This window comes from Pseudarthrobacter sp. As-47 (assembly GCF_058215595.1).
The window spans coordinates 664978-686681 of record NZ_CM177088.1 but is presented as its reverse complement, the minus strand read 5'-3'; the positions used below and the strand labels follow the sequence as shown (position 1 = coordinate 686681).

At 65.9% G+C, this 21704-nt stretch carries 25 protein-coding genes; 12 read left to right on the top strand and 13 right to left on the bottom strand.

Features of this window, described 5'->3' with window-relative positions; translation table 11 throughout:
* Positions 1 to 135: 135 nt before the first annotated feature.
* Both AC4BCK_RS03300 and AC4BCK_RS03295 read right to left on the bottom strand, forming a co-directional pair.
* On the bottom strand, positions 136 to 1425 hold the full coding sequence (locus tag AC4BCK_RS03300; RefSeq protein WP_174180943.1) for an adenylosuccinate synthase: 1290 nt from the start codon (positions 1423 to 1425) through the stop codon (positions 136 to 138).
* Positions 1426 to 1682: 257 nt separating this feature from the next.
* On the bottom strand, positions 1683 to 2744 hold the full coding sequence (locus AC4BCK_RS03295) for a M14 family zinc carboxypeptidase (RefSeq protein ID WP_400592480.1): 1062 nt from the start codon (positions 2742 to 2744) through the stop codon (positions 1683 to 1685).
* Positions 2745 to 3071: 327 nt separating this feature from the next.
* Between AC4BCK_RS03295 and AC4BCK_RS03290 the strand changes: the two genes are divergently transcribed.
* Positions 3072 to 3713 carry a uracil-DNA glycosylase family protein gene (locus AC4BCK_RS03290; protein ID WP_490566572.1) on the top strand — a complete coding sequence of 214 codons (642 nt, stop codon included), beginning with the start codon at positions 3072 to 3074 and terminating at the stop codon, positions 3711 to 3713.
* Between the two features lie 185 nt (positions 3714 to 3898).
* On the opposite strand, the gene AC4BCK_RS03285 is transcribed toward AC4BCK_RS03290, so the two are convergent.
* The 3 genes from AC4BCK_RS03285 to AC4BCK_RS03275 all read right to left on the bottom strand — a co-directional run bounded on the left by AC4BCK_RS03285 (position 3899) and on the right by AC4BCK_RS03275 (position 6130).
* Positions 3899 to 4321 (bottom strand): DUF3151 domain-containing protein, encoded by a 423-nt coding sequence (locus tag AC4BCK_RS03285; RefSeq protein WP_104188186.1) that lies wholly within the window; start codon positions 4319 to 4321, stop codon positions 3899 to 3901.
* A complete protein-coding gene (gene fbaA / locus AC4BCK_RS03280) occupies positions 4322 to 5341 on the bottom strand; it encodes a class II fructose-bisphosphate aldolase (RefSeq protein ID WP_028272257.1) in 1020 nt (339 codons plus the stop codon).
* 69 nt (positions 5342 to 5410) lie between these two features.
* Positions 5411 to 6130, bottom strand: a complete 720-nt coding sequence (locus AC4BCK_RS03275; protein ID WP_490566571.1) for a TrmH family RNA methyltransferase — start codon at positions 6128 to 6130, stop codon at positions 5411 to 5413.
* Between the two features lie 70 nt (positions 6131 to 6200).
* On the opposite strand from AC4BCK_RS03275, the gene AC4BCK_RS03270 reads away from it, so the two are divergent.
* Positions 6201 to 7031, top strand: coding sequence for an HAD-IIA family hydrolase (locus AC4BCK_RS03270; protein ID WP_229666440.1), 831 nt, complete (start codon positions 6201 to 6203; stop codon positions 7029 to 7031).
* An 8-nt stretch (positions 7032 to 7039) separates the two neighbouring features.
* On the opposite strand, the gene AC4BCK_RS03265 is transcribed toward AC4BCK_RS03270, so the two are convergent.
* The 4 genes from AC4BCK_RS03265 to pyrE all read right to left on the bottom strand — a co-directional run bounded on the left by AC4BCK_RS03265 (position 7040) and on the right by pyrE (position 10376).
* Entirely contained in the window at positions 7040 to 8080 is a 1041-nt protein-coding gene (locus tag AC4BCK_RS03265) for an alpha/beta fold hydrolase (RefSeq protein ID WP_174180933.1), read from the bottom strand.
* A gap of 83 nt (positions 8081 to 8163) precedes the next feature.
* A complete protein-coding gene (locus AC4BCK_RS03260) occupies positions 8164 to 8784 on the bottom strand; it encodes a hypothetical protein (RefSeq protein WP_174180931.1) in 621 nt (206 codons plus the stop codon).
* A gap of 111 nt (positions 8785 to 8895) precedes the next feature.
* The gene (locus AC4BCK_RS03255; protein WP_174180929.1) at positions 8896 to 9663 is read right to left on the bottom strand and encodes a GAF and ANTAR domain-containing protein; all 768 of its coding nucleotides are present in this window, start codon (positions 9661 to 9663) and stop codon (positions 8896 to 8898) included.
* A 128-nt stretch (positions 9664 to 9791) separates the two neighbouring features.
* Entirely contained in the window at positions 9792 to 10376 is a 585-nt protein-coding gene (gene pyrE, locus AC4BCK_RS03250; RefSeq protein WP_174180927.1) for an orotate phosphoribosyltransferase, read from the bottom strand.
* A gap of 74 nt (positions 10377 to 10450) precedes the next feature.
* On the opposite strand from pyrE, the gene nadE reads away from it, so the two are divergent.
* Positions 10451 to 11305 (top strand): NAD(+) synthase, encoded by an 855-nt coding sequence (nadE, locus tag AC4BCK_RS03245; RefSeq protein WP_174180925.1) that lies wholly within the window; start codon positions 10451 to 10453, stop codon positions 11303 to 11305.
* A 3-nt stretch (positions 11306 to 11308) separates the two neighbouring features.
* On the opposite strand, the gene AC4BCK_RS03240 is transcribed toward nadE, so the two are convergent.
* Positions 11309 to 12106, bottom strand: coding sequence for an IclR family transcriptional regulator (locus AC4BCK_RS03240; RefSeq protein WP_364320089.1), 798 nt, complete (start codon positions 12104 to 12106; stop codon positions 11309 to 11311).
* A gap of 176 nt (positions 12107 to 12282) precedes the next feature.
* Here AC4BCK_RS03240 and AC4BCK_RS03235 point away from each other — a divergent pair, with 176 nt between their 5' ends.
* The 3 genes from AC4BCK_RS03235 to AC4BCK_RS03225 are packed head-to-tail and all read left to right on the top strand — an operon-like array spanning position 12283 to position 14906.
* Positions 12283 to 13014: a CoA transferase subunit A gene (locus tag AC4BCK_RS03235; protein WP_174180914.1), complete on the top strand. Its 732-nt coding sequence runs from the start codon at positions 12283 to 12285 to the stop codon at positions 13012 to 13014.
* Between the two features lie 33 nt (positions 13015 to 13047).
* Positions 13048 to 13719: a CoA transferase subunit B gene (locus tag AC4BCK_RS03230; RefSeq protein ID WP_174180912.1), complete on the top strand. Its 672-nt coding sequence runs from the start codon at positions 13048 to 13050 to the stop codon at positions 13717 to 13719.
* On the top strand, positions 13716 to 14906 hold the full coding sequence (locus AC4BCK_RS03225) for an acetyl-CoA acetyltransferase (protein ID WP_174180910.1): 1191 nt from the start codon (positions 13716 to 13718) through the stop codon (positions 14904 to 14906). Before AC4BCK_RS03230 ends, AC4BCK_RS03225 begins: the two co-directional genes overlap by 4 nt.
* An 11-nt stretch (positions 14907 to 14917) precedes the next feature.
* On the opposite strand, the gene AC4BCK_RS03220 is transcribed toward AC4BCK_RS03225, so the two are convergent.
* Positions 14918 to 15607, bottom strand: coding sequence for an ankyrin repeat domain-containing protein (locus tag AC4BCK_RS03220; RefSeq protein ID WP_310111777.1), 690 nt, complete (start codon positions 15605 to 15607; stop codon positions 14918 to 14920).
* Between the two features lie 9 nt (positions 15608 to 15616).
* Complete coding sequence (locus tag AC4BCK_RS03215; protein ID WP_310111779.1) at positions 15617 to 16180, bottom strand: GlcG/HbpS family heme-binding protein; 564 nt, start codon at positions 16178 to 16180, stop codon at positions 15617 to 15619.
* A 191-nt stretch (positions 16181 to 16371) separates the two neighbouring features.
* Between AC4BCK_RS03215 and AC4BCK_RS03210 the strand changes: the two genes are divergently transcribed.
* The 5 genes from AC4BCK_RS03210 (at position 16372) to AC4BCK_RS03190 (ending at position 19890) form a co-directional block, all read left to right on the top strand.
* Positions 16372 to 17607 (top strand): sensor histidine kinase, encoded by a 1236-nt coding sequence (locus AC4BCK_RS03210; protein ID WP_490566570.1) that lies wholly within the window; start codon positions 16372 to 16374, stop codon positions 17605 to 17607.
* Complete coding sequence (locus AC4BCK_RS03205; RefSeq protein WP_174179469.1) at positions 17604 to 18230, top strand: response regulator; 627 nt, start codon at positions 17604 to 17606, stop codon at positions 18228 to 18230. Before AC4BCK_RS03210 ends, AC4BCK_RS03205 begins: the two co-directional genes overlap by 4 nt.
* Before the next feature lie 133 nt (positions 18231 to 18363).
* Positions 18364 to 18567 (top strand): cold-shock protein, encoded by a 204-nt coding sequence (locus tag AC4BCK_RS03200; protein WP_013599688.1) that lies wholly within the window; start codon positions 18364 to 18366, stop codon positions 18565 to 18567.
* Positions 18568 to 18717: 150 nt separating this feature from the next.
* Positions 18718 to 19071 carry a hypothetical protein gene (locus AC4BCK_RS03195; RefSeq protein ID WP_363956419.1) on the top strand — a complete coding sequence of 118 codons (354 nt, stop codon included), beginning with the start codon at positions 18718 to 18720 and terminating at the stop codon, positions 19069 to 19071.
* Between the two features lie 33 nt (positions 19072 to 19104).
* On the top strand, positions 19105 to 19890 hold the full coding sequence (locus AC4BCK_RS03190; protein WP_490566569.1) for a MerR family transcriptional regulator: 786 nt from the start codon (positions 19105 to 19107) through the stop codon (positions 19888 to 19890).
* On the opposite strand, the gene AC4BCK_RS03185 is transcribed toward AC4BCK_RS03190, so the two are convergent.
* Positions 19887 to 21020: an acyl-CoA dehydrogenase family protein gene (locus tag AC4BCK_RS03185; RefSeq protein WP_472531745.1), complete on the bottom strand. Its 1134-nt coding sequence runs from the start codon at positions 21018 to 21020 to the stop codon at positions 19887 to 19889. The genes AC4BCK_RS03190 and AC4BCK_RS03185 overlap by 4 nt on opposite strands.
* A gap of 148 nt (positions 21021 to 21168) precedes the next feature.
* Between AC4BCK_RS03185 and AC4BCK_RS03180 the strand changes: the two genes are divergently transcribed.
* Positions 21169 to 21675 (top strand): MarR family winged helix-turn-helix transcriptional regulator, encoded by a 507-nt coding sequence (locus AC4BCK_RS03180; RefSeq protein WP_174179463.1) that lies wholly within the window; start codon positions 21169 to 21171, stop codon positions 21673 to 21675.
* Positions 21676 to 21704: the final 29 nt, after the last annotated feature.

The window sequence follows — 21704 nt, the reverse complement described above, 5'->3', positions numbered from 1 at the left end:
CACAAGACCAACCACGTTAACCCTGTGTAAATTGCCGCAGGACCCTCCCGCCGGGCGGACGCAAGCGGCGGGACACCCTTGCAAAGGTGCCCCGCCGCCGTCGTAATTTCCTGCTTCTACCCGATCACGGACCGGTCAGTCGTTGATGAGGTCGTTCACCACGATGGTCTGGTCCCGGTCTGGGCCCACGCCGATGGCGGAGAAGCGCGTCCCGGACAGCTTCTCGAGCGCCAGGACGTAGTTGCGCGCGTTTTCCGGGAGGTCCGCGAGGGTGCGGGCGCCGGTGATGTCCTCGGTCCAGCCCTCGAAGTACTCGAAAATCGGTACGGCGTGGTGGAACTCGGTCTGCGTCATGGGCATTTCATCGTGCCGGACGCCGTCGACGTCGTAGGCCACGCAGACAGGGATCTGCTCGATGCCGGTGAGCACGTCCAGCTTGGTGACGAAGTAGTCCGTGAAGCCGTTGACCCGCGATGCGTGGCGGGCCAGGACGGCGTCATACCAGCCGCAGCGGCGGGGGCGTCCGGTGTTGACGCCGAACTCACCGCCGGTCTTCTGGAGGTACATGCCCATCTCGTCAAAGAGTTCCGTGGGGAACGGCCCGGCACCAACGCGGGTGGTGTAGGCCTTGATGATGCCGATGGAGCGTGAAATGCGGGTGGGCCCGATGCCCGACCCAACGGACGCGCCGCCGGCGGTGGGGTTGGAAGAGGTCACGAACGGGTAGGTGCCGTGGTCCACGTCCAGGAACGTTGCCTGGCCGCCCTCCATCAGGACCACCTTGCCCTCGTCCAGGGCGGTGTTCAGGACCAGCGTGCTGTCGATGACCAGCGGGCGGAGCCGTTCGGCGAAGGACAGGAAGTACTCCACGATCTCATCCACCACGACGCTGCGGCGGTTGTAGACCTTGACCAGGAGTTCGTTCTTTTGGCGGAGGGAGCCTTCCACCTTCTGCCGGAGGATGGATTCGTCAAAGACGTCCTGCACGCGGATGCCCAGCCTGGCCACTTTGTCCATGTAGGCCGGACCGATGCCGCGGCCGGTGGTGCCGATGGCGCGGCTGCCGAGGAAGCGCTCGGTGACCTTGTCCAGGACCTGGTGGTAGGGGGCCACCAGGTGGGCGTTGGCGGAAACGCGGAGCTTTGAAGTGTCGGCGCCGCGTGCCTGCAGGCCGTCGATTTCCTGGAAGAGGGCCTCGAGGTTGACCACGCAGCCGTTGCCGATGATGGGGACCGCGTTGGGGCTGAGAATGCCTGCCGGCAGCAGTTTGAGTTCGTACTTTTCACCGCCTACGACGACGGTGTGCCCGGCGTTGTTGCCGCCGTTCGGCTTGACGACGTAGTCAACACGGCCGCCGAGCAGGTCGGTGGCCTTGCCTTTTCCTTCGTCGCCCCACTGGGCTCCTACGATCACAATTGCTGGCATGGGATCCTCCCCCATTCGTTCGGGCTGCCAGGTTCCGGCCACACTGTGGCGGTCCTGCGCAGCGCCGTTCATGAGAATGCCCCGAATGTACCGGCTGTCACTGGTCCGATGGCGGCACAGCGACGCAAGAGTTCCGGGGCCCTTACCACCCAAGTTTAGCCGATGGGCGACTTTGTCCACTCGTTGGTCCGCCGCGGCCCTTCCCGCAGCGCGGGCTGCTGCAGGAAGGGACCGCGGCGGAGCGTCAGCGTGGGCCGCTACTCGTCGTCGGCTTCCTCACCCGGGCGGGAGGTCTGGGTGGCGAGGCTGTCCCAGAAGGAGGTGTCGGCGTCGGCGATTGAACCGTCAGCGATGGCGGCGGCGGTGGCCGTCAGCGTGGTGACGGTCTGCTTGATCAGGTAGCCGTTACTGCGCAGCCCCAGGGCGTAGCCGTCCAGGTAGTGGTCGGACATGCCGCGCATCTCGAAGAGCAGCGTCGCAATGCCGTACTCCACGGCGATGCCGTTGCGGCTGATGGTCTCGGCGCTGCCGCCCACGTACTTGCCCAGGTGGCCCCAGCCGGTGGAGTCGACATTGTCGAAGACCACCGCGCCCAGCTGCTTGGACTTCTGCACCACTGCCGGATCGGCGTTGGGCGTGGTGGGGTACAGGATCGAGCCGGACACCAGCTTTCCGTCACGTTCACTGCGCGTGCCCTGGTGGTGGAGGTCGATCATGTAGTCCACCTGGTACTTGCGCATCACGTTGTTGTGCAGCGCCTGCGTTTCAGGCTGGACCTTGGCCACGTGGTCCCTGTTGAGGTCCACTTCCTCGGCGTTGTAGCGGGTCATGTTGCGGTCGCCCTTGGCCAGGTAGTCGTCCAGGGAGAAATTCACGTCCCCCATCGCACCGTCGGCGTTAAGCATGGGAACAACGAGGATGTTCACGCCGTCAAGGATGTCCCCTGACTTGCCGGCGCCCAGGTGCTTGACGAATTCCAGGGCGCCCTCGGTGGTGAGCTGTTCGTTGCCGTGCTGCTGAGTCAGGTAGAGGATGGTGGGGTTGGCGGGGTCCGAAATGTACTTGACCAGGTGGATGTCCCGGCCCTTGACCGTTTGGCCAATGACTTCCAGCTCCATGGCGGGCTGGCGGGCGTCCTGGTCTTTGAGGAACGCAACCATCTGGTCGTAGGTGGCAAGCTTCGATGTGGTGATCTGGCCGTTGCCGTCGTAATTGGGGCCTTCGCCGACGGCAAGGGCCGGCGCCGGGACGGTCACTGCCGCCAAAGCCAGCGCTCCGGTTAGTGCCAGGGTCCTGAAGGTTGCCAGGGTTTTTCTCACGGTGCGGTACCTCTTTCGAGTGCATAGGGTGTGTCCAGCCAGCGGTGATCCCCCATATGCCGGCTGTGACAAAAGCCAACCAACCTGAACGAATGCTGTCAATGGACGTGACAGGAATCTGCAGTCAGTTATTACGTTGCGAAACCCTGCCGACCGCGTTTATTGGTTGTCCTGGACCGGCGTTTCGTTTCGCGGGGCTTGCTAAACTGGGAAAGGCCGACCAGGAATCGGCCCACCCCAACTAACCGCCGTTGATGAGCTGTGCCGTCGTGCGCCCATTTTCACCGGCGGAAGCAACAACAATCCCCGCAGGAGATCAAGCACTACATGACAGCCCTGGCACCCGAATCTTTCCATGAGCAACTCCTGAGCCGCCGCTACGAACCCAACGTCGCGGCCGTCAATGAACTGTGCGATTCCCTGCAGGACGCCAAGCCCGGCACCGTAGTGCCCTACGTCGACCCCATGCACGATGTGGACGAGTGCCGCATCATCAGCCTGTACTCGAACATCGGCGAGGCTGACAAGTCCGGGTTCATCACCCCCGGGGACCACGATGCCGTGACCCGGATGCTCGGCATCCAGTGGAAGCTGGGCCTGCGTCCCGAATTCGTGATGCCGTGGAACGTCCACCCGTGGCACCTCCCGGGAGAGCCCAACGGAAAGTTCACCCCGGACCAGATCTCCGCCGGCCTCAAACCGCTCCTGAAGTTCCTGGCGCTGGTTCCCCGCGCATCGGTGATCGTGGCGCACGGCACCGAGGCCAACCGCCTCGCCAACCTGCTGCTGAAGACCGAAGTTCCGCTGCTGTGGCGCCGCGGACTGAAGACCTACAAGGTGCGTTCCCTCAGCGGCCGCGCGTTCGCCGGTTCGCCGGTCCGCCAGGAGGAGTACCTCGAGGACATGCGCGTCGCCTACACCGACGCCATGGCACGTACGGGCCTGCAGAAATCCCCATCCGCGCCCTAACCCCGCAAGTCCGCGCCGGCTCCCTGCCCTCGCAGGCTCCGGCCGGGGCCCTCGCCGGGGCGGCTCCCCGGCCAGGGAACCCCGCGGACGTGGGCCGATGCCGCCAGAATCACCGCTTACGACGGCGGCAGGTCACCTCTTCTCCAAAAGGTAACCTGCCGCCGTCGTACTTTATTCAGTGCTTGCTATTTCGCCTCGATGGCAGCCTTCGCCGACGGGTCGGAGTCGTTCAGGAACTTCTCGATCCGCTCAGGCTCCTCCGCCTCGCCGATGGCGGCGGAGGCCCGGCCCAGCGAGTACAGGGCCCGCAGGAACCCCCGGTTGGGCTCGTGCTCCCACGGGATGGGCCCCACGCCCCGCCAGCCGTTGCGGCGCAGCGAGTCCAGTCCCCGGTGGTAGCCCACCCGGGAGTAAGCGTAGGAATCGATGGTGCGCCCCTCCGCCCAGGCCTCCTCGGCCAGCACGGCCCACAACAGCGAGGATGTGGGGTGCTTGGCCACGAGGTCCAGGGCCTCCTGGCCCGCGTCAAGCTGCTCGTAGACCTCGGTCTCGGCAGGCAGGAGCGTAGGTTCCGGGCCCATCAGGTTCCGGCGGAACTCGTCCGACATCTAGAAGGTCTTTCCGGCCGAACCGAGCTGCTTGGTGGCTTCCACCACGCGGGCTGCCAGGCCGGCTTCGGCGGAGGCGCCCCAGACGCGCGGGTCGTAGGTCTTCTTGTTGCCGACCTCGCCGTCGACCTTCAGGACGCCGTCGTAGTTCTTGAACATGTGGTCGGCCACCGGACGCGTGTAGGCGTACTGGGTGTCGGTGTCGATGTTCATCTTGATGGTGCCGTAGGAGACTGCGTCGGCGATCTCCTGGTCCGAAGAGCCGGAGCCGCCGTGGAAGACGAGGTCGAACGGGCTGTCCTTGCCGATCTTGGCACCCACCTGGGCCTGGATGTCCTTCAGGATCTCCGGACGGAGCTTGACGCCGCCGGGCTTGTAGACGCCGTGGACGTTGCCGAAGGTGAGGGCCGTGATGTAGCGGCCGTTCTCGCCGGCGCCCAGTGCCTCGATGGTGGCCAGGGCGTCTTCCACCGTGGTGTAGAGCTTCTCGTTGATCTCGTTCTCAACGCCGTCTTCCTCGCCGCCCACGGTGCCGATTTCGACCTCGAGGATCATCTTGGCGGCAGCGGTGCGCTCCAGCAGTTCACGGGCGATGCGCAGGTTTTCCTGCAGGGTCTCGGCGGAGCCGTCCCACATGTGCGAGTTGAAGATCGGGTTGCGGCCGGCCTTGACCTCAGCCTCGGAGGCAGCGAGCAGGGGCAGGACAAAGCCGTCCAGCTTGTCCTTGGGGCAGTGGTCCGTGTGCAGGGCGATGTTGACGCCGTAGTTCTTGGCGACTTCGCGGGCGAACGCCGCGAAGCCCAGGGAACCGGCAACCATGTCCTTGGTGGAGGCGCCGGACCAGTAGGCAGCACCGCCGGTGGAGACCTGGACGATGCCGTCGGACTCGGCTTCGGCGAAGCCGCGCAGGGCCGCGTTCAGCGTCTGCGAGGACGTCACGTTCACGGCCGGGAATGCGAAGCCGCCCGCCTTTGCGCGGTCGATCATCTCGGAGTAGATCTCTGGGGTTGCAATGGGCATGCTGACTCCTATGCTGAGGTTCGTCTGTGGGCTGGTAACCCTGGAGTACCGCTTACGGCTAGCACCATCCTAGTCATTTACGCCCAAAGAGTGTTCCGGATTACGCCCCACGTGCTGGTTGAACACGTGCCGGCGCACCCAGGCGTGCATGGCGATGGCCGCGGCGGAGGCAGCGTTGATGGACCGGGTGGAGCCGAACTGCTCGATGGACAGGGTGGCTTCGGCGGCCTCGTGGACTTCCGGCGTCAGCCCGGGTCCTTCCTGGCCGAACACCAGGACGCAGTCCCGGGGCAGTTCGTAGGTCTCGAGCGGAACCGAATCGGGGAAAATGTCGATCCCGATGATCGCCAGCCCTTCCCCATGCGCCCAGGCCACAAAGTCCTCCACCGTGGGGTGGTGGCGGACGTGCTGGTAGCGGTCGGTGACCATGGCGCCCCGCCGGTTCCACCGCCGTCGTCCGATGATGTGCACTTCCTTCGCGAGGAACGCGTTGGCGGTGCGCACCACCGTGCCGATGTTCAGGTCGTGCTGCCAGTTCTCGATGGCGACGTGGAAGTTGTGGCGCCGCGAGTCCAGTTCCGCCACGATCGCCTCGTGCTTCCAGTACCGGTACTTGTCCAGCACGTTGCGGCGGTCGCCGTCGGCAAGGAGATCGGGATCCCAGTGGTCCCCTTCCGGCAATTCACCCTCCCAGGGCCCGACGCCGACCTCCGCCTTTTCAGCGTGCGTCTCCGCGGGCCCGGGCTCCCCGGGAGTCTCCCCGGGTTCTGCCTGCGGTTCGGATGTCATGCCGGGCGTCTGGTTCACCCCTCAACACTAGACTGGACCACTGGAGCATTCATCACCCGTGGAGGTAGACGTGGCAGAAGCAGACCAGGTAGCAGGAAACCCGGCGGTATACCGCAGCGGCCAGGAAATCGAGTGCTGGCTCACGGACATGGACGGTGTCCTGGTCCACGAGAACCAGGCAGTTCCCGGCGCCGCCGAGCTCATCCAGCGCTGGGTGGACACGTCCAAGCGCTTCCTGGTACTCACCAACAACTCCATTTTCACCCCCCGCGACCTGGCCGCCAGGCTGCGCGCGTCCGGCCTGGAGGTCCCGGAAGAGAACATCTGGACCTCGGCCCTGGCCACCGCCCAGTTCCTGAAGAACCAGGTGGAGGGTTCCGGATCAGGGAACCGCGCCTACACCATCGGTGAGGCAGGACTTACGACGGCGCTGCACGAGGCAGGCTTCATCCTCACCGACCAGGACCCGGACTTCGTCGTGCTCGGGGAAACCCGCACGTATTCCTTTGAGGCAATCACCATGGCCATCCGCCTCATCCTGGCCGGGGCCCGCTTCATTGCCACCAACCCGGACGCCACCGGGCCGTCCAAGGACGGCCCCATGCCGGCCACCGGAGCCATCGCGGCGCTGATCACCAAGGCAACCGGACGCGAGCCTTACATTGTGGGAAAGCCCAACCCGATGATGTTCCGCTCGGCCATGAACCAGATCGATGCCCACTCTGAGACCACGGCGATGATCGGGGACCGGATGGACACGGACATCATCGCGGGCATGGAAGCCGGCCTGCACACCGTCCTGGTCCTGACCGGCATCACCCAGCGCGACGACATCGGTTCATACCCGTTCCGGCCCAACCAGGTCCTGAACTCCGTGGCCGACCTGAAGAACCAGATCTAGCAGGGGCGCTAGAAGACTGTCACCCGGGATCCGCCGCGGGGCAGCGGGAAGTGCTCGTCCAGCAGCTGTTCAAGGACCGGCCGGTACACGTTGGGGTTCCATCCGGGGCTTGCGTGGGCCGGCCTGGCGCCTTCGGTATGAAGGCTGCTCGAGACCATGTTCGCCTTGAACGCCACGGCCCAGGCCTCCACCGCTGTCTGGTAGCGGACTGTGCGGTCCCGGGGGTTGCCGATGTACGCCATCTTGGCACTGCCCAGCTTGCCGGCGAACCTGCTGCCGTCGAAGTGGTAGATGTAGGCCGATTCGGACTGGATCAGCAGGCTTGAGGGGGCAATCGGGGACAGCTGTTCGAGGGTCTGGTCCAGGATCTGCCGCCAGCTCCGCTCGTCCTTGTGGATGACCCGCTCCCCAAGCTCATACCCTCCACGAAGGGTCGACGGGAACCGGAAGCCCCGCTCGTACAGGAACACCACGCCGTCGAACCAGCTCTGGTCCAGGACATCGTGCTTGCTGTAGGGACTTGAGTCCAGCACGATGAACTGAACCTCCACACCGTGGATTTCCAGGAGCCGTGCAGCAACCTGGGTGGCCACCATCCCGCCGAAACTGTGGCCGTAGAAGAACAGCTTCGTGAGTTTCCGCGCCCGGACATGCTCGATGACGGCAATGACGATGTCGTCAATATCCAGGCCCTGGTTGGAGTAACCCACCGCAGCCAGCTGTGCCCGCTTGTTCAGGGCCCCGCGGAGCGAGTTGAGGATCCACTGCGATTCCTCCCAGCTGGTCTTGTATCCGGGGAACAGGAACCAGCTGGCGTCCGGGTAGTAGGTGTCGGCGAAGTCGTCAGCAACAGTGAGGATCCGGTCCGTGCGGCGCTGTGCCTGCACCTGCCGGGTCAGCAGCATGTCTGCCGCGAGCAGTCCGGCAGCACCCGTGCCCGCCAGGAATCCGCGCCGTGAGAACTGTTTAAGGGCAGCACCTTCTGCCAGCAGCCTGGCCCCAGGGATCCCGGGCCGGCCCTGCGGACTTACCTCCCCCTCATACGGCACGCCTCTACCGTAGGCATACCCGAAGACGCTGCCGCAAGAATCCGGGTGTAACCATTGAGTGACGCCCGGTCAGCCGGCACCCCTCAACTGGCCGCCTGGCCCTCCGAGGCAGTCAGGGGAACCGAGTCCTCCTGCCGGCGCCGCCGGAACTCCAGGCCGATGTCGTTATACCGGCCCAGCAGGTCCGGCCCGGCAAAGGCTCCGGGAGTGTCCAACAGGGCGAAAATCCAGTCGCTGGCAGTCAGCAGTTCCGCATCCGAGTACTCCTCCAGCGGCCGGCCGCACAACTCTTCCAGGCGGCCGGTGGGCACCAGTGGATACCCGTCGGCGAAGTCCTCTCCGTCCTCCGTTATGTCGGTGAGGATGTCGATGAGTGCCAGCGGCTGCTGCGGGTCCGGCTGGGCGGCCCATTCTTCCGGGCCCGGGGAAAAAGCCAATGAAACCCCGCTGCCGTATATCCCCGGCAGCGTATCGCTATCGATGGCGTTCAGGTCGCTCCGGAGGCCGGCAAGGGCGGAGGACTCAACCTTCTCGGCCGCGGAGAGGTCAACGCGGACGTGGGAGCGGATTCCCATCCGGCGGACGCGACGGATGATGTGCACGAGTTCAGGGCGGGAGCTTTGGTTCAGGCTGCCCCTGATATCGATACGGACGACGTCGGCGGGGACATCAAGGTTAACGAATGCATTTAATGCGCGGTCCATAGGTACTCCAAAAGAGGGTGTCTATGGCCGACGGCTCAACCTCGGTAAGCGTAACCCCCCGCAGAAGCCCGGCACAACCCGTCAGTAACAAGGAAGTGGGCTGGTTGCCGGCTATGCGCTTTGGTCGGCCTGCCGCTTTCCGGGCTCCTGGAAGTGGGTGCGGCTTCCAACGCCTCCCACCGAGTCAACCAGGGACTTGGCAATGTCCCTGAGTTTGGTGTTGGTGTTGCTGGAGGCTTCGGTGAGGATGGCCACTGCGGCTTCCTGGCTGCACCTGTTCTGGGCCATCACGATGCCAATGGCGAGGTCGATGATGGTCCGGGACTCCAGGGTGGCGCGGAGGTTGGCGGCGCTGTCGGTGTGAAGGGAGAACCGCACAGCCAGGCGGAGCGCCTGGGAGATCTCGCGGGTGAACTCGCGCGCCCTCTTAACGGCACGTTCATCGAATTTGTGCGGGGCGTCCGAGTACAGGTTGAGCGCCGCCTTCGCCTCCCCGTGGAGGTTGAAAGGGAGGGACAGCACGGAGCGCAGCCCGTGGGAGGCAACGGCTGCAGCGTAGTCGGGGCCCCAGCGGTTCTCTTCAAACAGGTCCGGAACGTTGACTTCGCGTTCCTCCTTGGCCGCCGTGAGGCAGGGGCCCTGAGCGAGGGAGTACTGGATCTCATCCACTTCCCTGGCCGAATCGCTGCTCCAGCCGATGGTGGCGGCCTTCCGGTCGCGAAGGAGCGTGATGCCGCACAGTGCGTCGTCGCCGTCGCCGGCCATCTGGTGGGCGGAAAAACGCGCCAGTTCGTTGAGGAAGTCCTCGAAGTCGGCACTTTCCAAAATGAGGTTCTGGACCTGGTCGGTGGTGCTCAGGGGCTGTTCAGGGGGGAGCATGGTGCACGTTCTCCGTACGGGAAGAGGGGTTATCGCAAATGATAGAACAGCCCCGCGTTGCGGTCCAACGGGCCGGCGGCCGCCGCAGCCGGCCCGTCGGACCTAAGCACCGTGGTGACGAACGCGGCTCAGGACAGGCCGAGCTCGTCCTTGCCGAACGCGAACAGGTAGGGCACGCCGGCCTCGGCCTCGATCTTTTCCTTGGCTCCGGTGTCCCGGTCCACAATGACGGCCACGGCCACCACGTTGCCTCCGGCCTTCCGGACGCCTTCCACCGCCGTCAGCGCGGAGCCGCCTGTGGTGGACGTGTCCTCCAGCACCAGGACGTTGCGGCCCTCCACGGACGGGCCCTCCACCTGGCGGCCCATGCCGTAGGACTTCTGGGCCTTGCGGACCACAAACGCATCGACAGTCCGCCCGGCGTCCACGGCGGCATGCATCACCGCGGTACCAACCGGGTCCGCGCCCATGGTGAGCCCGCCGGCGCACTCAAAGTCGATGCCGGCGTCGTCCGCCAGGGCAAGCATCACGCGGCCCACCAGCCTGGAGGCCTCGTGGTGCAGCGTGATCCGGCGGAGGTCGATGTAGTAGTCAGCCTCGGCTCCGCTGGACAGGATTACCTTGCCGCGGACCACGGCGAGTTCCTTGATCAGTTCCAGCAGTCGGGCGCGGGCGGCTGCAGTATCCACTGCAGTGTCACTGGGGGAAGTCATGGTCTCCAGTTTAGTGCGGGCAAGCCGGTGTGGATGCTTGAGGCCCGTCGCCGCTGCTGGCTAGTCTGGACCATATGCGCGAACTCCAGGCAAAGATCATTGAGGAAATGGGCGTCCAGCCCCGGATCGACCCCGCCGGGGAGGTGCGCAAACGCGTCACATTCCTGAAGGACTACCTTAAGGCCACCCACACCAGGGGCTTCGTCCTGGGCATTTCCGGCGGACTTGACTCATCCTTGGCCGGGAAGCTGGCCCAGCTGGCGGTGGAAGAACTCGAGGCCGAAGGGGTGGAGGCAAACTTCGTGGCGGTACGGCTGCCATATGGCGTCCAGCACGACGAGGAGGATGCCCAGGCCGCCCTGGATTTCATCCAGCCCAAGACCCAGTGGACGTTCAACATCTCGGCTGCCGTGGACGGGTTCGAGGATGAGTTCGAGAAGACCGTGGGCTCGGAAATCTCCGACTTCCACAAGGGGAACACCAAGGCACGCACCCGCATGATCGCCCAGTATGCCCTGGCGGGAGAGCATAACTACCTGGTCATCGGCACGGACCACGGCGCAGAGTCCGTGACAGGCTTCTTCACCAAGTACGGCGACGGCGGCGCGGACATCCTTCCCCTGTTCGGCCTTAACAAGCGGCAGAACCGTGCCCTGCTGGCCGAGCTCGGCGCCCCCGCCCGGGTCTGGGAAAAGGTGCCCACGGCGGACCTGCTGGACGACAGGCCGGGCCGCACCGACGAGGACGAACTCGGCCTGAGCTACGACCAGATCGACGACTACCTCGAAGGCCGGGACGTGCCTGAATCCGCGGCTGCGTCCATCGAGGAAAAGTACCTGCGCACGCGGCACAAGCGCACTGTTCCGGTCACCATCTTTGATACCTGGTGGAAGCACCAGGGTTCCACGGAGCCCCGCGCCGGGCTGTAGGGTTCAGCGGGCCGGGCGCCGCTTCTCCCCCGCTCCGCCCAGCTGCTGGGTGATGCGGTGCGCCTCGGCCATCAGGAGGCTGCCCAGTTCCGCCTGCCGCTCGGGCTTGAAGCGCGGCTCGATGCCTGTCAGCGAGAGCGCCCAGGCGGGCCTGCCGGAGGTATCGAACACCGCTGCGCCCATTCCCCAGCTCCCTTCCAGGACGAGGCCCGGATTAACCGAGTAGCCCGCCAGCCGGGCCTGGGCAAGGTTGGCCCGGACCCGCTCCACAGTGTGGGAGACGGCGAAGGAACCGGCATGCTCCGCCCAGCGGGCGAGCAGCTCTTCCTGCTCGGCTTCCGGTAGGAAGGCCATGATCGCCGCGCCCGCCGAGGCAATGCCGAGCGGGAAGCGCACCCCCTCGTGCAGGACGAAGGACCGCACCGGGAAACTGCCCTCCTCCCGCAGCAGGCACACGGTTTCGGAGCCGCGGCGGATGGAAAAGAAGGCGCTCTCGCCGGTGGCTTCGGCAAGCCGGCGGAGGCTGGGCCGGGCGATGTCCTCGAGGGGAAACCGCGCTGATGCCACCGATCCCATCAAAAGGATCTCCGGACCCAGCACCCAGTTGCCGGAGACGGCGTCGTGGTCCAGGAGCCCCTCCGAGGCTAGCGAGGAGAGGAGGCGGTGCACGGTGGGCCGGGTGAGGCCGGATTCCTTGACCAGGCCGGCGAGCGCCATGCCTTCCGCGCTCCGGCCCACGAGCCGTAACAACGCTGCAATCCGGCTCACCACCTGGGCTCCCTGCACTGGCATAGAGTTCATTTTTCCCCTTTAATGTCCACAATATGGATGGGCCCTATCGTACCGTCCACAGTGTGAAAGGGCCCCTATTTGGGTCATTTGATGCGTCTTGACACCCCGTTCAATCCCTCATAGTGTCCACTTCCAGACTCCTTGTCCACAAAGTGGATAAGGCCGGATGCTCGATGAGGAGAGTCATGACAAAGCTTCAGTCCACTGCCGCTACTGCCTTGGAGGACGTCCTGCGGGACGGCATGACACTCGCTGTGGGCGGGTTCGGCCTCAGCGGGATCCCCGCGGATCTGATAGAGGCCGTCCGGGACTCCGGAGCGAAGGACCTGACGGTGGTCTCGAACAACATGGGCGTGGACGGCAAAGGCCTGGGCATCCTCATCGATGCGGGCCAGGTGCGCAAGGTCATCGCCAGCTATGTTGGGGAGAACAAACTGTTTGCCGAACAGTACCTGGCCGGCCGGCTGGAGGTGGAGTTCACCCCGCAGGGCACCCTGGCAGAACGGCTCCGCGCCGGCGGAGCCGGCATCCCCGCTTTCTACACCAGGACCGGAGTGGGCACCCTCGTTGCCGAAGGCAAGCCGCACGAGGTGTTCGACGGCGAAACGTACGTCCGCGAGCGCGCCATCCGCGCCGACGTCGCGCTTGTCCATGCGCACACCGCAGACACGGACGGAAACCTTATCTACCGCTACACCGCCCGGAACTTCAATCCCGTCGTTGCCACCGCCGGTCTCCTGACCATCGCCGAAGCCGAAGTGATTGTGGAACCGGGCAACCTGGATCCCAACCACATCGTCACCCCCGGCGTGTATGTGCAGCGACTGGTGCAGGCCCGGGACCGGGTCAAGGACATTGAGCAGCGTACGGTGCGTCCGGCTTCACGCCGTACAGCGGCTGAAGCCGTGCCGGCCTGACCCTCCCCCTACTTACCGACAAAGGAGAACCCCATGGCCTGGACCAGGGATGAAATGGCCGCGATTGCGGCCGAGGAACTGAACGACGGCGACTACGTGAACCTGGGCATCGGCATCCCAACGCTGGTGGCCAACAACCTGCCGGACGGCGTCCGCGTGGTCCTGCAAAGCGAGAACGGGCTGCTGGGTATGGGCCCCTTCCCTTACGAGGGCGAGGAGGACGCGGACCTGATCAACGCCGGCAAGCAGACGGTCACCGTACTCCCGGGCGGCAGCATCTTCGACTCCGCCACCTCGTTCGGCATGATCCGCGGCGGCCACGTGAAGGTTGCCATCCTGGGCGCCATGCAGGTGTCCGGAGCGGGCGACCTGGCCAACTGGACCATCCCCGGCAAGATGGTCAAGGGCATGGGCGGGGCCATGGACCTGGTGGCCGGAACCCCGCGCGTGGTGGTCCTTACCGAGCACAATGCCAAGGACGGCACGGCCAAGATCGTGACGGAGTGCACCCTGCCGCTCACCGGGCTGAACTGCGTGGACCGGATCATCAGCGACCTCGCGGTGTTTGACCTGGTCAAGGACGACGACGGCAGGCGGCAACTCACCCTCACCCGCCTGGCACCCGGGGTCACCGTGGAGGAGATCCGGGAGAAGACCGGAACAGGGTTCACCGTGGAACTGGACAACAAGGAAGTGGCGGCATGAGCCTGCAGGAACAGTTCGGAAAGGACGTCCTGCTCACCGGCTGGGGGCACAGCCGCTTCGGCAAGCTGGCGGACGAGACCCTGGAGTCACTGATCGTCCAGGTGGCCACCGAGGCCATTGCCGGCGCGGGTATTGAGCCCGGGCAGATCGATGAAATCTACGTGGGCCAGTTCAACTCCGGCATGATGCCCCTCGCCTTCCCGTCCTCGCTGGCGCTGCAGGTCTCGCCGGACCTGGCCAACGTTCCCGCCACGCGGGTGGAGAATGCCTGCGCCTCAGGGTCCGCCGCGTTCCAGCAGGGCACGAAATCGCTGCTCGCGGGCACGGCGAGGACGGTGCTGGTGATCGGCGCCGAGAAGATGACGCATGCCGGGGCCGACGTCGTAGGGGCCGGGCTGCTGGGTGCGGACTACGACATGGCCGGCAAAGCATCCACCACCGGCTTCACCGGGCTCTTCGCCGAGGTGGCCAAGCACTACGGGAAGCGGTACGGCGACGGGAACCTGGGTGACGTCCTGGGCTCCATCGCCGCGAAGAACCACCGTAACGGCGTGGACAACCCCTATGCCCAGCTCCGCAAGGACCTCGGCGAGGAGTTCTGCCGCACCGTGTCGGACAAGAACCCCATGGTTGCCGATCCCCTGCGCCGCACCGACTGCTCCCCCGTGTCCGACGGCGCCGCCGCCGTCGTGCTGTCCGTGTCCCCTACGGGAGGCGCCACTGCCCCGGTCCGCCTCGCCGGGTTCGGCCAGGCCAACGACTTCTTTCCGGCGGCCCGCCGGGACCCCACCGCTTTCGCCGCCACCCGCGTGTCCTGGCAGCGCGCGCTGGGGATGGCCGGCGTCGAACTGGCGGACCTGGACTTCGCCGAAGTGCACGACTGCTTCACCATCGCCGAACTGCTCATGTACGAGGCCATGGGCCTGACCGCGCCGGGCCAGGGAGCCCGGGCCATCGACGAAGGCTGGGTCTTCAAGGACGGCAAGCTGCCCATCAATGTCTCGGGCGGGCTGAAGGCCAAGGGCCACCCGGTGGGCGCTACAGGAGTGTCACAGCACGTCATCTCGGCGATGCAGCTCACCGGAACCGCCGGCGGCATGCAGCTTGCCACCCCCCGCCGGGCCGCAGTCCAGAACATGGGCGGAGTGGGCATCGCCAACTACGTGAGCATCCTCGAGGCCGTCTAGACCGGGCAGTTTTAGCTGCGGGACCGGATCAGGGCCGCGATCTCCGCGAAACCCAGCCGCTCCGAATTCTGGAGGGCGGTTCGGCCCTCCGGATCGCGGATGTCCGGGTCGGCACCGGCCTCCAGGAGCAGGCGCACCACCTCCAGCTGCCGCGGGCCGCCGTTGTTGAGCAGGATGGCCTCCTGCATTGCCGTCCAGCCCAGGTTGTTGACGTGGTTCACGGGCACCCCGGCCGCGATCAGGATCTGCACCGTCTCCACGTGACCGTGCTCGCTGGCGGGAATCAGGGCCGTCCCGCCGTAGCGGTTGGTGCTGGCAACATCCGCACCCGCCGCCAATGTCAGCCGGAGTACCTCATTGAAGCCTTCGGCTCCGGCAAAGAGATACGCGGAGTCCTGGATGGCGTCCCTGGCGTTGACGTTGCCGCCCCGCCCGATCAGCCCGGCAACCAGTGGCGCGTTGTTTGCCTTGGCGGCGGCAATGAGTTCCCGGTCAAGCTGCTCCTGTTCCGTGGCGGACAGTGCCGGTGGAGGTGCCGGGGCGGGCACCTCCACCGGGGGCTGTTCGGGAGCGGGCCGGGGGCTGTTGGATGCCGTGGCGGGCGAGGATTCAACCGCCTGCGGCTCCGGTGCACCGGAGCCGCAGGCGCTGAGCAACAACCCCGCGGCGGCAAGCATCACGGCAGTCCTGAATCGCCTCATACGCGGAGCCTACTTGGCAGTTCCGGCGACGGCATCCGCCCCTGCCGTGGCGCAGGCTTCATCCAGCGCACCGTCCGGAGCACCGCCGACGCCGATGCCTGCCACCGAGACGCCGTTAACCTTCAGCGGGACGCCGCCGGCCAGGAACAGGGTGCCGGGGAGGTCGGCGATGGAAGGGCCGGTGCCGTTGATGCGCTTGGCCAGTTCACTGGTGGGGGCGCCAAAAGCGGCAGCGGTATACGCCTTTTGCTTGGCCGCTTCGATGGTGTGTTCGGCTGCGTTGTCACCGCGGAGCAGCGCCTGGACGGTGCCGAAGCGGTCCACCAGAGCGACGGTGACGAAGGGCAGCTTGTCAGCCTGGCATTTGGCCAGGGCGGCGCTGACTGCTGTGTCCGATGCCCCAACGCTGATGCGGTTCTGCTGCACCACGGTTTCGGGCGCAGGCTGGACATCGACGGCGGGGACGGCTGCCGGAGCGGGGCTGGTCCCGGCGTTGGCTGCCACCGTCGCTCCTGCGGTCAGGACGAGGGCGCCGGCAGCGGCGGCGGCAAAGGCTTTGTGCGACTTCTTCACAGTGTCTCCTTGGAGGTGATGGTGGGTACGCACCAATCCTTCCGGGGGCGGCGGCACCCGGCATCGGGCCTTCGTCTGCAGTGGCCTCCCCCCAATGGCCAGCCGTATCAGCCAAATGGCTGAGAGACCAGCATTGGCGGGGGCAATAGCATGGAAGGCAGCGTTTCCCACCAGCCAGAACGGGACATCCCATGCCTACCCGAGCCGCCGGCCCTGCCCCGGCCACCGCTGCCGCCCCGGAAACCACACCCCGGCGGAGTGCACCCCGCACCGGCCTGGGCAGCATCGAAACCGCGGTGCACCTGGGCTTCGCCGTGCTGCTGGTGGCCTCGCTGGTCCGCTACGTGATGCGGCACAGCCCGGCCGACAACCTGATGATCCTGGGCCTGGCAGCCGCAGCGAGCCTGCTCTATGCCGCCGTGGCCGTGCTCGGCTGGCGCGGAGGCCCAGGCGCGCCCTGGATGTTCGCCCTGGTGGCGGTCTGGGCAGTGCTGGTGATTGCAGCTCCGAGCTTTGCCTGGTGCTCGTTTGCGCTCTTCTTCCTCAGCCGCAGCGCCCTGGCCGGTGCCGCCTCGTACGCGGCCGCTGGAATCACCGCCGCTGCCACGGCGGCCGGACTGTTCCGGATGAGCAACGGCACGGACCTCGCCATGCTTCTTGGCCCGCTGGCCGTGGGCGCCATGCTGACTCTCATCTATGACCGGATCCAGCACGACGCCGAGGAGCAGCGCCGCCTGCACGCCGAGGTGTCCGCGGCGCAGGAACAGCTGGCAGCCAGCGAACGCCGCGCGGGCACCATTGCCGAGCGGGAACGGGTCTCCCGGGAAATCCACGACACCGTCACCCAGGGACTGGCCAGCAGCCTGCTCCTGCTCGAGGCCGCGGGGCGGGCCTGGCCACGAGATGCGGCGCGGGCTGATCTCCGCCGTGCCACTGCACTGCTGCGGGGCAATCTGTCCGAGACCCGCAGCCTGGTGCACGAGCTCGCCTCCCCGGGGCTGGACGGGTCTCCGCTGTCCGAGGCCCTGCTCCTCGCGGCCAGGCAGTATGTCCCGGAGGCCAGGCTCCTGGTCACCGGGGACCCGCGCCCCGTGCCCCCGGAGCTCCGCCATGCCCTGCTCCGTGTCGTGCAAAGCGCCGCCTCCAACATCAAGCTTCATGCGTCAGCCACTGCCGCCACCGTGACCCTGGGGTTTCTTCCAGAGGGGGTCACCCTGGACGTTTACGACGACGGCACCGGCTTCGATCCGGCGGCGGCAGCACCGCCGTCGGACGCGGGAGGGTACGGGCTGAGGGCCATGCGCCAGCGGGTGGAACAGCTGGGCGGCACCCTGTCCGTGGAAAGCTCGCCCGGGGAAGGGACCATCGTTGCCGCCCAGTTGCCCCTGCCCTCCGCCATACAGTTCACTTCGGGGGAACCGGCATGAGCTCAATCACCGTCCTGCTGGTGGACGACCACCTCGTAGTGAGGAGCGGGCTGCGGGCCCTCCTGGGCACACAGCCCGACCTGGAGGTCATCGGAGAGGCAGCATCCGGGGAAGAAGCGCTCGAGCGGGTGCGGGAGCACTCCCCTGGCGTGGTGGTCATGGACCTCGCCATGGGCAGCGGAATGGACGGGATCGAAGCAATCCGGAAAATCCGCGAGCGCAACAGCGGCCAGGCGGTCCTCGTCTTCACCACCTACGACTCCGATGCCGATATTGTGCGGGCCGTGGACGCCGGCGCCATGGGGTATTTGTTGAAGGATGCCACGCCGGAAGAAATTTTTACTGCCATCCGTGGTGCTGCCGAAGGCAAGAGCGTCATGAGCCCGCCGGTGGCATCGCGGCTGTTCCAGCAGCTGCGCAACCCTGAAGAAATCCTCACTCCGCGCGAAGCCGAACTGCTGAGCCTCCTGACGGAAGGGCTGGGCAACCGTGAACTGGGCCGGCGCCTCTTTATCTCCGAAGCCACGGTGAAAACGCATCTTGCCCACATCTACGCCAAGCTTGGGGTGGACACCCGGGCGGCCGCGATTGCCACCGCCATCCGCCGCGAAGGGATGCGCTGACCTCGCCAAATGTTGCACAACCCTTGCAAGCGCGGCCTGCGCCCCGTACGTTGGGGACTGCGGGGGACGTTCTCCTCGCACTCCGGGCCGATGGCACGGGGAGAGAATCAGAGTCACACGAAGGAATGCAGCCATGGCAACAGGCACAGTTAAATGGTTCAACGCCGAAAAGGGTTTTGGCTTCATTGCCCCCGATGACGGGTCCGCTGACGTTTTCGCCCACTACTCGGCAATCGCCAGCAGCGGATACCGCTCACTCGATGAGAACCAGAAGGTTGAATTCGATGTGACCCAGGGCCCCAAGGGCCCGCAGGCGGAGAACATCCGCCCGCTCTAAGGTTTAGGTGACCGCCGGCAGTGCCGGCGGAACGCGGTATCCTGCAGCGGCTTCTTCAGCATTTTGCTGGAGGGGCCGCTGTTTTGCTTCCCCGGCTGCTGCCCGCCGCTGCACCACCCTTCGGATTCTGAAATTTGGGACAATCGGAGAGTGACGGGACAGGACCAGGACCCTTGGGAAGAGTTCGACAAACTGGGGCCGGCCGTGCCCGACCGCGTTCCCGGGCACCCTGGCGGTGAACCTCTGGGCTTCGGGTTCCGGACCGGTGTCCGCAGCGCGCGCGTCGCGGTGGGGTTCGCCATTTACACCCTTGCGCTGGGAACTGTCCTGGCGCTGACCGGCTGCATTGTCTTCGCCGCCCGGGGGCAATGGGTGCTCGTGGGTCTGATGCTGGCCATCGAGGCCGTCTTTGTTTTCGCCTTCAGCCGCCTCGTTGCGCAGGCCAGGAACCGGTCCGGCCGCCGCCGTCCGCGCGGTCACGGTTTCCCGGAAAAGCCTGCTTGACCTTGACGCAGCGTCAACCCCTACGCTCAAACCATGGAAGCAACGGATGCCAAGACCGGCCCTGACTGGTCCATCCAGGACGTGGCACGGCTGGCGGGCACCACAAGCCGTACACTGCGGCACTACCACGAGATTGGCCTGCTGAAGCCCAGCCGGGTGGGCAGCAACGGCTACCGCTACTACGACGGCGACGCCCTCCTGCAGCTGCAACGGATCCTCCTGCTGCGGGAGCTTGGCCTTGGCCTGCCGGCTATTGCCGAAGTCTTCCAGCAGCAGGCGGATCCCGTCCAGGCCCTGGGCCGGCACCTGGAATGGCTAGCGCAGGAACAGGAGCGGCTCGCGCGGCAGATGGCATCCGTCCGGCAAACAATCGAAACAGTGAAAGGCGGAGGAGACATGGTGGCGGAAAAGATGTTCGACGGTTTCGACCACACGCAGTACAAGGACGAGGTGGAAGAGCGCTGGGGCAAGGACTCCTATGCGAAAAGCGACGCCTGGTGGCGTGGAATGGGTGCGGCGGAACAGCGGGAGTGGAAGTCCCGCGCTGAGAAGCTGGGCAGCGACTGGATCGCCGCTGCAGGTTCAGGGCTTTCCCCTGCCGGTCCCGAAGCGCAGGACCTGGCGCGGCGGCACATTGAGTGGCTGACGTCCATTCCCGGCACCCCTGCCGCTGAGGACGGCGGAGACATCAAGGGGTATGTTGTGGGCCTGGCGGAGATGTACGTTGCCGATGCCCGGTTCGCGGCCAATTATGGCGGCATGCAAGGAGCAGGCTTTGTGCGGGATGCACTGCTGGCTTATGCGGAGAAGCGCCTCTAGGCGAACGCCGACTTTCCGGTTACGGCCCTCCCCACGATGAGGGAGTTGATCTCGTAGCTGCCTTCGTAGGTGTACAGGATTTCTGCATCGCCGAACAGCTTGCCCATTTCGAAGTCGGCACTGATGCCGTTGCCGCCCAGCAGGGAACGGCCCATGGCCACCGACGCGCGGGCAAGCCTGGTGGTGGTGGCTTTGGCCAGGGCTGCCTGTGCCATCTCCAGCTTTCCCTCCTCCTGGATACGTGCCAGCTGTACCATCAGCGCGAGTGAGGCCGTGGCGTTCCCCAGGATGTCCGCAAGCTGCTGCTGGACCAGCTGGAACTGTGCCAGCTCCTTGCCGAACTGCCGGCGCGCCAGTGAGTAGGAGCGGGCTATGTCGAACGCGGCGAGCTGGATTCCGGCGGCCTGCCAGCCCACCCAGGCCCGGGAGTCCCGCAGTAAGTCGTTGGCCTTGGCGAAGGATGTGGCCCCGGGCAGCAGGTTGGCCGCCGGAATCCGCACGTCCTTCAGCGTGATGTCCGCGTTCTGCATGATCCGCAGGCCGATCTTGTTGCAGATTTTTGCAGCCGTGTAGCCGGGCCGTTCCGCCTCCACCAGGAAGGCCTTGACCTGCAGGTCCTCCACGTCGCGTGCCCAGACCAGGGCGAAGTCGGCGATGGTGCCTGCCCCGATCCAGCGCTTGGCACCGTTGAGGACCCATTCGGCGCCGTCCAGCCTGGCTGACGTTTCGAGTCCGCCGGAGATATCGGACCCATGGTCCGGTTCAGTCAGCGCGAACGCGCCAAGGCTGGTGAACGCCTCAAGGCCCGGCAGCCAGCGGAGCTTCTGTTCCTCGGATCCCAGCTCCTTGATGGTTCCCACGATCAGCTCATTGTGGATGCCCGTGAGGGCGGAGAGGGACACGTCCGCCCTGGCCAGCTCCACGTACATCAGGCCCTTGAGGAGGACGGAACTGCCATCCACCTGGAGGGCACCCAGTCCGTATACGCCCATCTCCGCCAGAAGGCCGAAGGGGAACTCTTCGCGGTTCCAGTACGGTATGGATTGCCCCCGCACATGGTCCTGCAGGAATTCACGGACGCGGAGGTACCGCTCCCGCTCAGGCCCTGCCAGGAGGTCCACGACGTACATGAGGTCGGCGTCGGGAAAGGGGGGCGATTCGCCGCGTCCTTCGGGACCCACCGGCACCCACCTCCGCTTCGCCCAACCATTGGATGTCCTAGTATATTCACATCGCTCATAAAAGAGTGATGCGCATCACTCGGACGAAAGGTGTTCGATGGGTACCCCACTGTCCCGCGATCCCATTGCCGAAGCCCGGCGGAACTGGGAGGACCATGGCTGGGCGGACGTCGCGGCCCCCATGGCTGCCATCACCGCCATCATGCGGACGCAGCAGATCCTGCTGGCCAGGATCGAGTCCACGCTCAAACCGTTCGGGCTGACGTTTGCCCGCTATGAACTCCTGGCACTCCTGAGCTTCGCCAGGAAAGGCTCCTTGCCCATGAACAAGGCGAGCGCACTGCTCCAGGTCCACCCCACGTCCATCACCAATGCCGTGGACCGGCTTGAACGCGCAGGCCTGGTGGACCGGTCCCCGCATCCCACCGACGGCAGGACCACGCTGATTGAGCTCACCACCGCGGGGCGCACCCTGGCGAAGAGCTCGACGGCGGCTCTCAACGCCGAGGTGTTCAGCGCCCCGGGGTTTGATCCCGGCGACGTGGACCACCTGATCCGCATCCTGGGATCCTTCCGCCGGAACGCCGGCGACTTCGAGGAGTAACGCCTGGCCAGGGGCATGACGGGCGGCCT